Origin of the sequence: Streptomyces fodineus (assembly GCF_001735805.1) — a bacterium.
GTDB lineage: Bacteria > Actinomycetota > Actinomycetes > Streptomycetales > Streptomycetaceae > Streptomyces > Streptomyces fodineus.
Map to the genome: position 1 here is coordinate 6,162,678 of NZ_CP017248.1, position 14,741 is coordinate 6,177,418.

The window sequence follows — 14,741 nt, forward strand, 5'->3', positions numbered from 1 at the left end:
CTCTTCGGACACATTCGGAAGTTGGCTGAAAAGAAGCGTTCGGGGGTACGAAAACAGGTCAGTCGACCGGTGTCCGTCGGCGGCTGTGACGTCCGCCTCTTTGCACCGCGCAATGCTTCGCGGGACGGCGGGGCCGCGTGGCGCACCGCTCGGAGTGACGCAGGAGGATCCGGCACACGGCCGTGACGGCCGCCAGGCCCAGCGCGGCGCCCGTCGCGCCGGCCAGCGAGGTGCCGTACCAGACCAGGACCACGGGGACGAGCACGCAGCTGAAGGCGGCCCAGCGGATCACATCACTCACGGTGTCCGGCGCGGGCGGCTGCTCGGAGGTGGATCGGCGACCGGGCATGAGTTCGTACTCCCTGTGGCGGTGGGTCACCCGGGTTCAACGTCTGTTCGACGGGTCGGTCACCGGGCGTACGTCTGTGAATCCTGTGCAAACCGCCTGTACGGGGCAGCAACCATTGCGTTACGGGCGTCGCTCGTGCATGCTCCGGTGAACCCCTACGGACGTCGGGGGACCGCTTACGGAGCGTGCGCGGGATCTGGGCTCGGGAGGCGTGCCGCCGTACCCTTGGGGGTATGGGGTTGGGAAGATGTTTCCCGGACACAGCTCCGCCGCACACTGTCGTCCCACCCATAAAGGATCACAACGCCGAGACAGCCATGGCCGGTCACGAATTCTTCGAACCCGCGGACCGCAAGCGGCCGGTCGCCGATCCCACGGCGGCCGATCCCCTGGCGGCGGAAGAGTCACGCCCCTCATGCGACCCTGCCTTCCGGCACGGAGTCGTCGTCGGCTTCGACGGCTCCACCTCCAGCGAGCGCGCCCTCGCCTACGCCATCGGCATGGCCCACCGCTCGCACTCGGGTCTGATCATCGTCCATGTCGCCAACCGGCTGCCGACCACCGTGTGGGCCGGTTGCGAGCCGCCCGTCTTCGTCGACGTGCCGGACCACCGCACCGAGGTGCTCGGTCTGGAGCTGGCGTGCGCGGACTATCTGGCCGAGGTGCCCTGGATCCTGGTCGAGCGGGGCGGGGACATCTGCCACGAACTCGAAGAGGTGGGGCGGGAGTACGAGGCCGACGCGATCGTCGTCGGCTCCACCCACGGTATCGTCGGCCGCATCTTCGGCTCCGTCGCCGGGCGGCTCGCCAAGCGGGCGCAGCGGCCCGTGATCGTCATTCCCTGAGCGTCCCAACTCCCTTTGTGCAGCGCGAAACTACTCGTGCGTAGAGGTGGTTTGTGCCCTTGTGAAGGGCATATATCGGTCACCGCGCAACTGCACAGCATGAAGGGAGCCCGCCGTGGACAACGAAGTCTCTGCGGGAACGGGAAGCACTACCGTGGTCGGCCGACTCGCCCTGGGAATCACCCTGTTGGCGTTCGGCCTCGGTACGACCGGTGTCATCCACGGCGTGGCCGCGTCCGACGCCGTCTCAGTGGCCCACTATGTGGGCGGAGTTGCCCTGTTCCTCGTCGGCCTGCTGGCCTTCCGCGGCGGGGACGCCGCCTCCGGTACGGGCTTCGTGGCCCTCGGTGCGCTGTGGTTCACCTGGGCCGCCGCAGGTCAGTCCTCCGCCAACGGAGCCGGGCTCTTCCTGCTCCTCTTCGCCCTGGTGGCGCTCACCCTGACCCTCGCGGGCGGGGACAGCCTCGGACAGGTCATGCACGGGCTGCTGTTCCTGGCCATGCTGGTGCTGGCCGTCGCGGCCTTCGCCGACAGTTCGTCCTTGGCCAAGGTGGGCGGCTGGGTCGCCGCGGTGTCCGGTGCGGTGGCCTGGTACGCCGCGACGGCCGCGCTGGCGCACTGGCCGACGGCGCTTCCCAGGCGTGCTGCGGGCCGGGGGGTGACGGCCGCCGGCTGATTCCGGCAGCACGGAAAGGACCCCCACGTGAAGGTGGCACACGTGGGGGTCCCCTTTTTGCGCCTAAACCGGCGCCGCTCTCGCGGACGTGGTTGCTCGCCGCGGGGGTTGCTCAATTGTCGCTTCGGTGGTCGCGTGAATTTCCTACTCCACCGTCACCGACTTCGCGAGGTTGCGCGGCTTGTCGATGTCCCGGCCCAGGGCCTTCGCCGTGTGGTACGCCAGGAGCTGGAGCGGGATGCCCATCAGGATCGGGTCCAGTTCGTCCTCGTTCTTCGGGACGACGATCGTGTGGTCGGCCTTCTCCTGGTGCTGGTGGGCCACCGCGAGGATCTTGCCGCTGCGGGCCTTGATCTCCTCCAGGGCCGCGCGGTTCTTCTCCAGCAGGTCGTCGTCGGGGACGATCGCGACCGTGGGGAGGGCCGGCTCGATCAGGGCCAGCGGGCCGTGCTTCAGCTCGGAGGCGGGGTAGGCCTCGGCGTGGATGTAGGAGACCTCCTTGAGCTTCAGGGAGGCCTCGCGGGCCACCGGGTAGCCCCGGACGCGGCCGATGAAGAGCATCGAGCGGGCGTCGGCGTACCCCTCGGCCAGCTCCTTGATCTTCTCCTCCTGCTTGAGGATCTCGGTGATCTGGTCCGGCAGCTTGCGCAGGCCCTCGATGATCCGCTTGCCGTCGCGGACCGAGAGGTCACGGGTGCGGCCGAGGTGGAGGGCGAGGAGGGCGAAGGCCACCGTCATGTTCGTGAAGCACTTCGTCGAGACCACGCAGACCTCGGGGCCCGCGTGGACGTAGATCCCGGCGTCCGCCTCGCGCGCGATCGCCGAGCCGACGACGTTGACGACGCCGAAGACCTTTGCGCCCTTGCGCTTGAGCTCCTGCACGGCGGCGAGGACGTCGTACGTCTCACCGGACTGGGAGACGGCGACGTACAGGGTGTCGGGGTCGACGACCGCGTTGCGGTAGCGGAACTCGGAGGCCGGCTCGGCGTCGGCGGGGATGCGGGCCAGCTCCTCGATCATCTGGGCGCCGATCATGCCCGCGTGGTACGAGGTGCCGCAGCCGAGGATCTTCACGCGGCGGATCTGCCGGGCCTCGCGGGCGTCCAGGTTGAGGCCGCCGAGGTGCACGGTGGAGAAGCGGTCGTCGATGCGGCCGCGCAGCACGCGGTCCACGGCGTCGGCCTGCTCGAAGATCTCCTTGTGCATATAGGTGTCGTGGCCGCCCATGTCGTACGACTCGGCCTCCCACTCCACCGTGGTGGGCTCGGCGGTGGTACGCGTGCCCTCGGTGGTGTAGGTGCGGAAGTCGTCGGCCTTGAGGGTGGCCATCTCGCCGTCGTCCAGCGTCACTATCTGGCGGGTGTGCATGACCAGCGCGGCGATGTCGGAGGCGACGAACATCTCCTTCTCGCCGATGCCGAGGACGACCGGGGAGCCGTTGCGGGCCACCACGATCCGGTCGGGGAAGTCGGCGTGCAGCACGGCGATGCCGTACGTGCCCTCGATCACCCGGACCGCCTGGCGGACCTTGTCCTCCAGCTTCTCGGCCGTGGAGCGGGCGATGAGGTGGGTGAGCACCTCGGTGTCGGTCTCGGAGAGGAACTCGACGCCGTCCGCCTCCAGCTTGCGGCGCAGGTCGGCGGCGTTGTCGATGATGCCGTTGTGGACGACGGCGACCTTGCCGTCGGCCGACATGTGCGGGTGGGCGTTCACGTCGGAGGGAGCGCCGTGGGTGGCCCAGCGGGTGTGGGCGATACCGGTGGTGCCCTTGAAGCGCGCCGGGACCTTGGCCTCCAGGTCGCGCACCCGGCCCTTGGCCTTGACCATCTTCAGGCCGGGCGCCTTCGGGGCGGTGACGACGATGCCCGCGGAGTCGTAGCCGCGGTACTCCAGCCGCTGCAGGCCTTCGAGCAGCAAGGGGGCTACGTCACGCTTCCCGATGTATCCGACAATTCCGCACATGTACAGGTATCTCTCAGCCTGGCATCTCAGCCGTAGATCATGCGGCGCAGCTGCCTGAGCGTCAGCTCCGGCGGCGCCACCGCCCGGTATCTCAGGTCCGCCTCGATCCGTTCGAAGATCTCCGCGTTCACCAGGCCCTGGGCCTGCAGCTCGCGGTGGCGGCGACGCACGAAGTCCTGGGTCGTCTCGTCGAAGTAGGCGAGCACGTCCTGGATCACCCGCAGCGCCTCGCCCCGGCTCAGGGGCGTGGACCGCGTCAGATGATCAACGAGTTCGTCGTGCACCCGGTAGATCCTGGGGTACCGGCGCCGGTTTCGCAAGAAACGTGCCCGATTTCGGGCAGCGGCCTGGGTGCGGGGCTGTTGGATCTCTGTTCGCAAGCTGTCCATTCTGTGTCTTGTGTCTCGTTGCCCGGACCCACGAGTTTCGGACGCCATGGACATTCCTCGTATGGGAGTACCCGAGAAGCTGGCCGAGCGCATGAGCATGGCCGAGCAGCATGAGTACCTGCGCGCCAGATTCTCACGGCGCACCATGATCAGAGGCGGCGCCGTCACGCTGGGCGCCGTCGCGGGTGGCGCGTTCGTGCCGGGCGCCACCGCCCAGGCGGCGGTGCCGACGCAGCGCACCGCCCCCGCCACCGAGACGGTCGACGGCGCCCTCGTCGCCCCCTTCGGCCGCCACCTCGCCTACGGCAACGACCCGCGCACGCAGATGACCGTCTCCTGGCAGGTCCCGGTCGCCGTGAAGAACCCGTTCATCCGCATCGGCGCGCACCCCTGGGACCTCTCCCGCAAGATCGAGGCCGAGGTCCGCAGCCTCTACACCCCGGCCGGCGTCGGCGCGAGCGGCGACCACACGCAGTACTACCTGCACGCCCAGCTGACCCACCTGCGCCCCGGCAGGACGTACTACTACGGCGTCGGCCACGACGGCTTCGACCCGGCCGAGCGGCACCTGCTGGGCACCCTGGGCACCTTCACCACCGCCCCCGCCCACAAGGCGCCGTTCACCTTCACCGCCTTCGGTGACGAGGGCGTCGGCTACCACGGCCTGGCCAACAACGCCCTGATCCTCGGCCAGAACCCGGCCTTCCACCTGCACGCCGGCGACATCGCCTACGGCGACCCGGCCGGCCAGGGCAAGAGCACCGACACCGGCTTCGACTCGCGCACCTGGGACCAGTTCCTGTACCAGACCGAGTCGGTCGCCAAGCAGGTCCCGTGGATGGTCAGTTACGGCAACCACGACATGGAGGCCTGGTACTCGCCCAACGGTTACGGCGGCGAGGAGGCCCGCTGGACCCTCCCGGACAACGGCCCGGACGCGAAGAACCTGCCCGGCGTCTACTCCTTCGTCCACGGCAACACCGCGGTGATCTCGCTGGACCCGAACGACGTCTCCTTCGAGATCCCGGCGAACCTGGGTATATCGGGCGGAACCCAGACCACGTGGTTCGAGACCCAGCTGAAGAAGTACCGGTCGTGTGACGACATCGACTTCATCGTCGTCTTCTTCCACCACTGTGCGTACTGCACGTCCACGGCGCACGCCTCGGAGGGGGGCGTGCGCCAGGAGTGGGTGCCGCTGTTCGAGAAGTACCAGGTGGACCTGGTCATCAACGGCCACAACCACCAGTACGAGCGCACCGACGTGATCAAGGACAACAAGGTCACCAAGAAGCTCCCGATCGGCGGCACCGCCTACCCCGAGACCGAGGGTGTGGTCTACGTCACCGCCGGCGCGGCGGGCCGCAGCCTGTACGCGTTCAGCGCCCCGGACTCCTACGAGGGCCACGAGCACGAGGTCGACTCGGTCGCGTCCTTCATCAACACCAAGGACGGCAAGGTCAACGAGACCGTCACCTGGTCCCGCGTGCGCTACCTCAACTACTCCTTCCTGCGCGTGGACGTCACCCCCGCGCCGAAGGGCCGGCAGACCACGCTGACGGTGTCGGGCATCGCCGAGACCGGCGACCGTATCGACCACTTCACGGTGTCCCGTACGGCGAAGTAAGTCGCTGAGCCCAGGTCAGGGCGGTCCTCACATCCGCTTGAGGACCGCCTGCTTGGCCAGGGTGAACTCCTCGCCCGTCAGGACCCCGTCGCGGTGCAGTTCACCCAGCTCGCGCAGCCGCCGCAGCAGGGCGTCGTGGTCGCTCTCGGCGGGCTCCGGCTCCTTGGTGAGCCGCGGCGGCTCGGTCCGTATGCCCGCCGGCTCCGCGGCGGGATGCGGCAGCCGTGCCTGGACGGCGGCGGCCACCAGCGCCATCAGCGGGTCCTTCTTGAAGCCCCACAGCTCGACCGCGTTCGGGTCGTACTTGGCCGGCGCCGTCACCGGGGCGCCGCGCACCAGGAACCGCAGATGGCCGTTCTCGAGACCGGCCGCCGGCTGCCACTGCACGCCGGTGAGGTCCGCGAGGGGGATCGTACGGGGGCCGGTGGCGGCCTTGGCGTCCTCGGTCTTCCAGTTCCACTCCAGCCGCACCCGCTCCCCGTCGAAGCCCGCCGTGCCGTCCCCGGCCGAGGCGGACACCGGCAGCGCCGGCCCCGGCAGCAGGTACTCGGCGACCGGATCCGGTGAAACGCCGTCCAGCAGCAGCGCGTTGCGCACCTCGTCCGCGAAGTACTCGGCGACGCCGTACCGGTCGGACTCCACCGTCAGCTGATACGGGTCGTTCGACTCGGCGAGCCGGCCGCCGGTGGCCTGGGTCAGAGGATCGGCGCCGTCGCGCAGCCGCAGCCTGAGCCGCCCCGACTTCCGCCCCTGCTCGAAGGAGACACCGGCCAACGCTCCCAGCGGTACGACGAGTTCGCCCAGCTCGCGGCGGAGCAGGCCCACGTTCTTGTCCCGCCCGGGGGTGAGTCGCAGGGTGTCGCCGTCGAAGGTCCAGGTGCCGTCCTTCTGGATGATTTCCGCCATGGAGGGATTGTTTCACCGGATCTGCGGGAGAGTGGTCTCGACCACATCTGAAGGGAGCGCATGTGAGACGGAACCACAGCACGACTCCCCGAACCCCTCGCATCCTCGGATCGCTGCTGCTCATGGCGGCGGCCGGGGTGTTCACCCTCGGCGCGGCGCCCGCGGCTTCCGCGGCTCAGGCGGCCACCCCGACACCGCTGGACCAGGTGGTCCCGGCGCCCGCCTCCGTCCAGCCCGGCGGCACCCCGTACCGCATCAGCCGCGCGACCGGCGTCCGCGTCGACGACTCCGCCGAGGTCCGCCGCATCGGCGGCTACCTCACCGGCATCCTGCGGCCCTCCACCGGCTACCCGCTGCCGCTCACCACCGGCCAGGGCGCCGGCGGCATCCGACTCCACCTCGCCAAGGGCGACTTCGGCGCCGAGGGCTACCGGCTGCACAGCGACGCGCGCGGTGTCACCATCACCGCGTCGGCCCCCGCCGGCCTCTTCCACGGCGTCCAGACCCTGCGTCAGCTCCTCCCGGCGGCCGTGGAGAAGAAGACCGCCCAGCCCGGCCCCTGGCAGATCGCCGGCGGCACCATGGAGGACCGCCCCCGCTACTCCTACCGGGGCGCCATGCTGGACGTCTCCCGGCACTTCTTCACGGTCGACCAGGTCAAACGCTCCATCGACCAGCTGGCCCTCTACAAGATCAACGAGCTGCATCTCCACCTCAGCGACGATCAGGGCTGGCGCATCGCCATCGACTCCTGGCCGCGCCTGGCCACCTACGGCGGCTCCACCGAGGTCGGCGGCGGCAAGGGCGGCTCCTACACCAAGGCGGACTACCGGGAGATCGTGCGGTACGCCGCCTCCCGCTATCTGGAGGTCGTCCCCGAGATCGACATGCCCGGCCACACCAACGCGGCCCTCGCCTCCTACGCCGACCTCAACTGCGACGGCGTGGCACCCCCGCTGTACACCGGCACCCAGGTCGGCTTCAGCTCGCTGTGCGTGCCGAAGGAGGTCACGTACACCTTCGCGGACGACGTGATCAGGGAGCTGGCGGCCCTCACCCCCGGCCGCTACCTCCACATCGGCGGCGACGAGGCGCACTCCACCAGCCACGACGACTACGTGACGTTCATGGACCGCGTGCAGCCGATCGTCGCCAAGTACGGCAAGACGGTCATCGGCTGGCACCAGCTCACCGGCGCCCACCCGGCCAAGGGCGCCCTCGCCCAGTACTGGGGCCTGGACAGCACCAGCGCCACGGAGAAGGCCCAGGTCGCCCAGGCCGCCCAGAACGGCACGGGCCTGATCCTGTCCCCGGCGGACCGCGTCTACCTCGACATGAAGTACACCAGCAGCACCAAGCCGGGCACGAAGTGGGCCGGTTACGTCGAGGTGCAGCGGTCGTACGACTGGAATCCCGGCGCCTACCTCCCGGGCGCCCCGGCATCGTCCATCAGGGGCGTGGAGGCCCCCCTGTGGACGGAGACCCTGAAGACGAACGCCGACCTCGACTACATGGCGTTCCCCCGCCTCCCGGGCGCGGCCGAACTGGGCTGGTCCCCGCCGGCCACCCACGACTGGAACACCTACAAACTCCGCCTGGCAGCCCAGGCTCCCCGCTGGGACGCCCTCGGCATCGACTACTACCACTCACCACAGGTCCCCTGGCCGACGAACTGAGCGGAGAACGCACCGGCGAACGCGACCGGTGAACACACCGGCGAACGCACGCGCCCGGGCCGCTGCGTGGAGCGGCCCGGGCGTGCTGGGCGAACAGCCGGGACAACAGCCCGACGTGCCTTGCCGGTGCAATTCAGAGGCATGCACCCGCCATCTTGAATTACGGATCCGGCTGTGCGGGAATCGGCCGTCAGTACGCGCTGAACACGTTGTCGATCGAGCCGTAGCGGTGGTACGCGTAGTTGCACGCGGCGGTGATGTTGGCGACCGGGTCGTAGATGTTCGTCGAGGTGCCCGGCACGTGGTAGGCGTCGAACGTCGGCTGGATCACCTGGAGCAGGCCCTTGGACGGGGTGCCCTTGGCGGCGTTGGAGTCCCAGTTGTTGATGGCGTTCGGGTTGCCGGAGGACTCCCGTATGACGTTGCGGTAGATGCCGTTGTAGGTGCCCGGGATGTGGTTCTGGGCCATGGTCGCCAGCGCCTGCTTGATCCAGCCGTCCAGGTTGTTGGCGTAGCTCTGGCCGGCGGCGGACGAGGTGCTCGCCGGTGCGGCCTTGGTCGTGGCCGCCTTGGCCGGGGCCGCCGAGCCGGCGGGCAGAGTGAGGACCTGGCCCGGCAGGAGCGAGTAGGGGCTGCTGAGGTGGTTGGCCGACGCGATGGCCGACCAGCCGCCCGGCACCTTGAGGGCACGGGCGATCGAGGCCAGGTGGTCGCCGGCCTTGACGGTGTAGCTGGGCGCGGTGGCGGTGGCGGTGGCGGCCTGGGCGCTGCCCGTCGCGGCCGTGCAGGCCATGACGAGGGTACCGACGGTGATGGCGCCGCCGGCGAGGAACCGGTGCGTCCGGGGAGAGCGCTTACGGGCATGACGGGGCATGGAGCGGTCCTTTTCCGAGAATTGGATCACCCGCAGTTGCCGGTCCCCCTCGGCAAACTGCACCACGTTTCATTTAGCGGTGCGCTGCGGCGGGGATATTCATAGCCTCCGGGAATAAGTTTCGGCAATTACTCCTTTTACTAAGAGGCTTAGTTTCTCTCGGCCATCGGCACCCGCCGGGCATTGGGATTCCCGGAAGCAAAGGCCGTCCGCGATCCTAGGGAGCTTCGTAAGTGAATTGAGTCACGTGTCGCAGGTTAAGCGACTCAACTGCTTAAATGGGGAAATAATTGGACTTCGCGACAGAGTGGCTCAATTCGGACATCAGGCCCTCAAAAGGTCGGGCGCGTACTCCGCCTGTGGGCCTCAGAGGCCGGCGAGCGGGTTCTTCAGGGTGCCCACCAGCTGCAGCGCGCCCGAGGGGTCGGCGAGATCCACCATCTGCCTGTTGTCGCGCAGCTGGAGCCGGTTCAGGCAGGACAGGGCGAACTCCGGGGCGAACATGTCGTACTGGCGGAACCTGTCGGACAGGCCGGGGTTCGCCTCCTGGTACTCGCGGGTGACCTCCGCGACCGTACGCCAGAAGTCGTCCTCCTCCAGGATCTCCTCGCGGGCCAGGTTCGCCGCGAGGAAGCGGAAGAAGCAGTCGAAGACGTCCGTGAAGATCGACAGGAGTTTCTTGTCCTCCGGGACCTCGACGCGGATGCGCCGCACCTCCGGCGGCAGTACCGCGTCCGGGTCCATCACCGCGATCTCCTCGGCGATGTCCTTGTAGACCGCCCGCTGCACCACCCCGTCCCTCAGTACCAGGATCACGTTCTCGCCGTGCGGCATGAAGACGAGGTCGTAGGCGTAGAAGCTGTGCAGGAGCGGGGTGTAGTACGCCCGGAGGTAGCGCCGTAGCCACTGCGTCGGTGTGAGGCCCGACCGGGCGATCAGCGCGCCCGCGAAGGACGCGTCGGTGTGGTCCACGTGCAGGAGCGAGGCCATGGTCGCCAGCGACTCGCCCTCCTGGAGCGAGGGCACGGGGCTCTCCCGCCACAGCGCGGCCAGCATCTTGCGGTACGGCGAGGAGCGGTCGGTGGCCTGCTCGTACTCCAGGTGCCGGTAGCCGACGGCCGCCCGCTCCCGGATGATCGTGAGGCCGGTCGACTTCAGCACCGGGTCGTTCTCGATCAGCTGGGCCAGCCAGTCGTTGATCACCGGCGTCGCCTCCATGTAGGCCGCCGACAGCCCGCGCATGAAGCCCATGTTGAGGACCGAGAGGGCTGTTTTCACATAGTGCTTGTGCGGGTCGCTGGTGTTGAAGAAGGTGCGTATCGACTGCTGGGCCAGGTACTCGTCGTCGCCCTCGCCCAGGCAGACCAGATGCCGTCGGGCCACCTCGGCGGCGAAGGTGACGGAGAGCTTGTTCCACCACTGCCAGGGGTGGACCGGGATGAGGAGGTAGTCGGCGGGGTCGAGGCCCTGGTCGGTGAGCACCCTGCGGAAACGGTTCAGCGTGGCCTCGCCCAGCTCCTCCCGCAGGAACGACTCGTACTCGATGCCGGCACCCGCCGTGAACGCCGCCCGCGAGCGGTGCGCGGCCAGCCACACCAGCCGGACGGGGCTCGCGGTCTCCGGGGCGTACGACAGGTACTCGTGGATGCCGAACCCGAGCCGCCCGTTGTTCGCGACGAAGCAGGGGTGGCCCTCGGTCATCCCGGTCTCGATCGCCTGGAAGCCCTGACGGGCCAGCTCGGTGGAGGTCACCTTCGGTTTGGTGAGCTTGTAGCAGGTGCCGGAGAGGGTGGAGGAGATCTCCTCCAGATAGACCGGCAGGATCTCGTCGCTCAGGCCCAGGGACTGCTTCAGCTCGATGAAGAAGTCCAAAGCGGAGAGGGGGAGTTCGGTGCCCTCGCGGTGCCGGGTGATCGAGTCGGCATCGATCTGCCAGTGGTCGAGGGCGCGCCGGACGGCGGAGAAGCGGTAGGAGGTCAGCCCGTCGTCGCCGTGGACGACGTACCCGTCACGCTCCTGCTCAGGAGTGATCAGGCGCTCGTGCGCGAACTCGCCGAGCGCCTTGCGTATGAGCAGGCGGTTGGCGGTCGCCCAGCGCTCGGGGGAGAGGTGGGCCACGGTGTCGGCGAGGGTCATACGGCCACCCCCGTCGCCGCGAGGAAACGTTCCCGTGTGCAGAAGCTCAGCAGGGCCTTCTTCTCCGGCTTCTGGATCTCCCGCTCGGGCACGAACCCGACGGCCTCGTTCAGGGCGTGCACCGCCTTGTTGTCCACGTCCGGTTCGACCACCACACGTTCCACGGCGGCGTCCTCGAAGAGGTGGGCCAGCACGGCGGTGATGACGGCCCGCGTGAACCCGTGCACGGGCGTGTCGGTCGGTGCGACCAGGAAGTGCATGCCGACGTCGCCCGGCCGGGGCTCGTACAGGCCGACGAGCTCCCGGCGCCCGGGGTCGTACTTCTCCATCAGGAACACCGGCACCCCGCCTTGCAGCCCGAGCAGCGCGTGATGGTGTTCGTCCGCCGCGATCTCCATGTACGCCCGCTCGACGTCCTCCAGCTTCGCGTCCTGCATCATCCAGAAGGCCGCCTTGGGATGGGTGACCCAGGAGTGCAGGAGTTCGCCGTCCTTCAGGGCATCGACGGTACGGAAAGTGAAAGTCATACGGCGAACTCCTGGAACGCGATGGTCTTCTCGACCGGGTAGTACTCGGTGCCGAGCAGCTCGCGGATGATGTACGAGTTGCGGTACGCGCCCATGCCCAGGTCGGGGCTGGTGATGCTGTGGGTGTGGACGCCGGCGTTCTGGAGGAAGACGCCGCGGCCGGTGACGTCGATGGCGTAGTTGCGGGCGACGTCGAAGCGGCCGTGGCCGTCGAAGAGCAGGCGGTCCCGGATCGGGGCGAGGAAGGCCGGGGGCTCGTAGTGGTAGCCGGTGGCCAGCAGCAGGCCCTCCGTGCCGATCTCGAAGTCCTTGTCCTGCTCGTCCTGGTGGAAGCCGAGGGTGTAGCCGCCGTCCTCGTCGTAACGGGCGCTCGTCAGCGTGGAGTTGGTGAGGAGGCGGGTGGGGACCGGGCGGTCGCCGCTCTCGACGTCCTTCTGGTAGAGCAGGTCGAAGATGGAGTCGATCAGATCCGAGTTGATGCCCTTGAAAAGGCCCTTCTGCTGCTTCTCCAGCCGGTGGCGGGTCTCCTCGGGCAGCGCGCGGAAGTAGTCGATGTAGTCCGGGGAGGTCATCTCCAGGGTCAGCTTGGTGTATTCGAGGGGGAAGAACCGGGGGGAGCGCGTGATCCAGTTGAGCTGGTAGCCGTGGACGTCCAGCTCGGCGAGCAGCTCGTGGTAGATCTCGGCCGCGCTCTGGCCGCTGCCGACGATCGTGATGGACTTCTTCGCCTGCAGCTCCGCCTTGCGGTGCATGTACTGCGCGTTGTGCACGAAGTCACCGCCGAGCCCCCGGCAGGCCTCGGGGACGAACGGGACCGTGCCCGTGCCGAGGACCAGATGCCGGCCGCGGTACGTTTCCCCGCGCTCGGTGCGGACGACGTACCGCTCGTCCTCGTACGTCACCTCGGTGACCGTCGTACCGAAGCGGACGTTGCTCAGCTTGCCCGCAGCCCAGCGGCAGTAGGCGTCGTACTCGACCCGCAGCGGATAGAAGTTCTCGCGGATGTAGAACGAGTACAGTCTGCCCTTCTCCTTCAGGTAGTTGAGGAAGGAGTACGGCGAGGTCGGGTCGGCGAGGGTGACCAGGTCCGACATGAACGGGGTCTGGAGGTGGGCGCCGTTCAGGAACATGCCGGCGTGCCACTCGAAGTCCGGCTTGGAGTCGAGGAAGATGCCGTCCAGTTCGGCGATCGGCTCGGTCAGGCAGGCGAGGCCGAGGTTGAAGGGGCCGAGCCCGATCCCCACGAAGTCATAGGTGCGGCTGGCTTCAGCAAGCGCGGTCAAGGGACTCTCCCAGGTACTGCTCGGCGTGGCCGGCGATCAGGTCGAGGACGGCGGCGATGTCGGCCGGCGTCGTCTCGGGGTTGAGCAGGGTGAACTTCAGGTAGTGGCGGCCGCCGGCCTTGGTGCCCGCGACCACGGCGTCACCGGAGGCGGACAGGGCCTTGCGGGCGTAGAGGTTGGCGCGGTCGATCTCGGCCGGGTCGGTGACGGCCGCCGGGATGTAGCGGAAGACCAGGGTGGACAGGGTGGGTTCGACGACGACGTCGAAGCGGGGGTCGGCGGCAAGCAGTTCCCAGCCCTCCGCCGCCAGGTCGCAGACCTCGTCGAAGAGCTGCCCGATGCCGTCGGCGCCCATCACCCGCAGGGTCATCCACAGTTTGAGGGCGTCGAAGCGGCGGGTGGTCTGCAGGGACTTGTCGACCTGGTTGGGGATGCGCTCCTGCACCATGCGGCGCGGGTTGAGGTAGTCGGCGTGGTAGGTGGCGTGCCGCAGGGTGACCGCGTCCTTGACCAGGACGGCGGACGAACTCACCGGCTGGAAGAAGGACTTGTGGTAGTCGACGGTGACGGAGTCGGCGCGTTCGATGCCGGTGAGGAGGTGACGGCGGGTGGGCGAGGCGAGCAGTCCGCAGCCGTAGGCCGCGTCGACGTGCATCCAGACGCCGTACTGCTCACACAGCTCGGCGATCTCCGGGAGCGGGTCGATGGAGCCGAAGTCGGTGGTGCCGGCGGTGGCGACGACCGCCATGGGGACCAGCCCGTCGCGTCGGCAGCGCTCCAGCTCATGGGCGAGGGCGACGGTCTGCAGGCGCTTGTCGTGGTCGACGGGGAGGGAGACGACGGAGTCCGGGCCGAGCCCGAGCAGTTTCGCGGACTTCTTGACGCTGAAGTGGCTCACTTCGGAGGCGAGGATCCGCAGCTTGGCGAGCGAGTCGGTCTTGGCCTCCTCCCTCGCCAGCAGCAGTGCCTGGAGGTTGGACTGGCTGCCGCCGGAGGTGAACACGCCGTCGGCGGCGGGACCGAGGCCGATCCGGGCGGCCGTCCAGTCGATGAGCTTGCGCTCGATGAGGGTGCCGCCGGCCGACTGGTCCCAGGTGTCGAGGGAGGAGTTGACCGCGCTGAGTACGGCCTCGCCGAGCGCCGCCGGGATGACGACCGGGCAGTTGAGGTGGGCGAGGTAGCGGGGGTGGTGGAAGTAGACGGCGTCCCGGAGGTAGACGTCCTCCAGCTCGTCCAGGACGGCGGCGGTGTCGCCGAGCGGGCGGTCCAGGTCGATGGCGTCGATCCGGGGGGAGAGGGCGTCCGCGGTGACGCCGGTGAACGGACGGTCGGTGGTGGCGAGTTTGGCCGCCACCCGCTCGACTCCTTCGGTCACGGAGCTGCGGTAGTGCTCCGCGGTGAGGCCATTGAGCAGGTGCGAGCGCATGTGGGGGTCCTCCGAGGGGACGGTCCGTGCGGGGTTTGAACGGGTCCGTTTTAACTTAGGTTAGC

13 protein-coding genes are annotated in these 14,741 nt (G+C 68.7%); 4 read left to right on the forward strand and 9 right to left on the reverse strand.

Features of this window, described 5'->3' with window-relative positions:
• Nucleotides 1–58: 58 nt before the first annotated feature.
• Nucleotides 59–349, reverse strand: a complete 291-nt coding sequence (locus BFF78_RS26515) for a hypothetical protein (protein WP_193433543.1) — start codon at nucleotides 347–349, stop codon at nucleotides 59–61.
• A gap of 317 nt (nucleotides 350–666) precedes the next feature.
• Between BFF78_RS26515 and BFF78_RS26520 the strand changes: the two genes are divergently transcribed.
• Together BFF78_RS26520 and BFF78_RS26525 are read left to right on the forward strand one after the other, a co-directional pair.
• The gene (locus tag BFF78_RS26520; RefSeq protein ID WP_053710488.1) at nucleotides 667–1,194 is read left to right on the forward strand and encodes a universal stress protein; all 528 of its coding nucleotides are present in this window, start codon (nucleotides 667–669) and stop codon (nucleotides 1,192–1,194) included.
• Between the two features lie 115 nt (nucleotides 1,195–1,309).
• A complete protein-coding gene (locus BFF78_RS26525; RefSeq protein ID WP_069780686.1) occupies nucleotides 1,310–1,870 on the forward strand; it encodes a GPR1/FUN34/YaaH family transporter in 561 nt (186 codons plus the stop codon).
• A 144-nt stretch (nucleotides 1,871–2,014) separates the two neighbouring features.
• On the opposite strand, the gene glmS is transcribed toward BFF78_RS26525, so the two are convergent.
• Entirely contained in the window at nucleotides 2,015–3,832 is a 1,818-nt protein-coding gene (gene glmS / locus BFF78_RS26530; RefSeq protein ID WP_069780687.1) for a glutamine--fructose-6-phosphate transaminase (isomerizing), read from the reverse strand.
• A gap of 26 nt (nucleotides 3,833–3,858) precedes the next feature.
• On the reverse strand, nucleotides 3,859–4,116 hold the full coding sequence (locus BFF78_RS26535) for a hypothetical protein (protein WP_069780688.1): 258 nt from the start codon (nucleotides 4,114–4,116) through the stop codon (nucleotides 3,859–3,861).
• A 166-nt stretch (nucleotides 4,117–4,282) separates the two neighbouring features.
• Here BFF78_RS26535 and BFF78_RS26540 point away from each other — a divergent pair, with 166 nt between their 5' ends.
• Nucleotides 4,283–5,848 (forward strand): purple acid phosphatase family protein, encoded by a 1,566-nt coding sequence (locus BFF78_RS26540; RefSeq protein ID WP_069780689.1) that lies wholly within the window; start codon nucleotides 4,283–4,285, stop codon nucleotides 5,846–5,848.
• Nucleotides 5,849–5,875: 27 nt separating this feature from the next.
• Here BFF78_RS26540 and BFF78_RS26545 read toward each other — a convergent pair whose 3' ends face one another.
• On the reverse strand, nucleotides 5,876–6,754 hold the full coding sequence (locus tag BFF78_RS26545) for a DUF4429 domain-containing protein (protein WP_069780690.1): 879 nt from the start codon (nucleotides 6,752–6,754) through the stop codon (nucleotides 5,876–5,878).
• 122 nt (nucleotides 6,755–6,876) lie between these two features.
• On the opposite strand from BFF78_RS26545, the gene BFF78_RS26550 reads away from it, so the two are divergent.
• On the forward strand, nucleotides 6,877–8,430 hold the full coding sequence (locus BFF78_RS26550; RefSeq protein ID WP_099054933.1) for a beta-N-acetylhexosaminidase: 1,554 nt from the start codon (nucleotides 6,877–6,879) through the stop codon (nucleotides 8,428–8,430).
• 190 nt (nucleotides 8,431–8,620) lie between these two features.
• Here BFF78_RS26550 and BFF78_RS26555 read toward each other — a convergent pair whose 3' ends face one another.
• The 5 genes from BFF78_RS26555 to desA form a co-directional block, all read right to left on the reverse strand.
• Nucleotides 8,621–9,304 carry a LysM peptidoglycan-binding domain-containing protein gene (locus tag BFF78_RS26555; protein WP_069783828.1) on the reverse strand — a complete coding sequence of 228 codons (684 nt, stop codon included), beginning with the start codon at nucleotides 9,302–9,304 and terminating at the stop codon, nucleotides 8,621–8,623.
• Between the two features lie 366 nt (nucleotides 9,305–9,670).
• The gene (locus BFF78_RS26560) at nucleotides 9,671–11,440 is read right to left on the reverse strand and encodes an IucA/IucC family protein (protein WP_069780692.1); all 1,770 of its coding nucleotides are present in this window, start codon (nucleotides 11,438–11,440) and stop codon (nucleotides 9,671–9,673) included.
• Entirely contained in the window at nucleotides 11,437–11,967 is a 531-nt protein-coding gene (locus BFF78_RS26565) for a GNAT family N-acetyltransferase (protein ID WP_069780693.1), read from the reverse strand. Before BFF78_RS26565 ends, BFF78_RS26560 begins: the two co-directional genes overlap by 4 nt.
• Entirely contained in the window at nucleotides 11,964–13,250 is a 1,287-nt protein-coding gene (locus tag BFF78_RS26570; RefSeq protein ID WP_069780694.1) for a lysine N(6)-hydroxylase/L-ornithine N(5)-oxygenase family protein, read from the reverse strand. Before BFF78_RS26570 ends, BFF78_RS26565 begins: the two co-directional genes overlap by 4 nt.
• Nucleotides 13,234–14,676: a lysine decarboxylase DesA gene (desA, locus tag BFF78_RS26575; RefSeq protein WP_069780695.1), complete on the reverse strand. Its 1,443-nt coding sequence runs from the start codon at nucleotides 14,674–14,676 to the stop codon at nucleotides 13,234–13,236. The genes BFF78_RS26570 and desA overlap by 17 nt, the downstream gene beginning before the upstream one ends.
• Nucleotides 14,677–14,741 lie beyond the last annotated feature (65 nt).

Coding starts and splice junctions, on each gene's coding strand:
- BFF78_RS26515 (WP_193433543.1), bottom strand. CDS start 349: ATGCCCGGTCGCCGATCCACCTCCGAGCAGCCGCCCGCGCCGGACACC.
- BFF78_RS26520 (WP_053710488.1), top strand. CDS start 667: ATGGCCGGTCACGAATTCTTCGAACCCGCGGACCGCAAGCGGCCGGTC.
- glmS (WP_069780687.1), bottom strand. CDS start 3,832: ATGTGCGGAATTGTCGGATACATCGGGAAGCGTGACGTAGCCCCCTTG.
- BFF78_RS26540 (WP_069780689.1), top strand. CDS start 4,283: ATGGGAGTACCCGAGAAGCTGGCCGAGCGCATGAGCATGGCCGAGCAG.
- BFF78_RS26545 (WP_069780690.1), bottom strand. CDS start 6,754: ATGGCGGAAATCATCCAGAAGGACGGCACCTGGACCTTCGACGGCGAC.
- BFF78_RS26550 (WP_099054933.1), top strand. CDS start 6,877: ATGGCGGCGGCCGGGGTGTTCACCCTCGGCGCGGCGCCCGCGGCTTCC.
- BFF78_RS26555 (WP_069783828.1), bottom strand. CDS start 9,304: ATGCCCCGTCATGCCCGTAAGCGCTCTCCCCGGACGCACCGGTTCCTC.
- BFF78_RS26560 (WP_069780692.1), bottom strand. CDS start 11,440: ATGACCCTCGCCGACACCGTGGCCCACCTCTCCCCCGAGCGCTGGGCG.
- BFF78_RS26565 (WP_069780693.1), bottom strand. CDS start 11,967: ATGACTTTCACTTTCCGTACCGTCGATGCCCTGAAGGACGGCGAACTC.
- desA (WP_069780695.1), bottom strand. CDS start 14,676: ATGCGCTCGCACCTGCTCAATGGCCTCACCGCGGAGCACTACCGCAGC.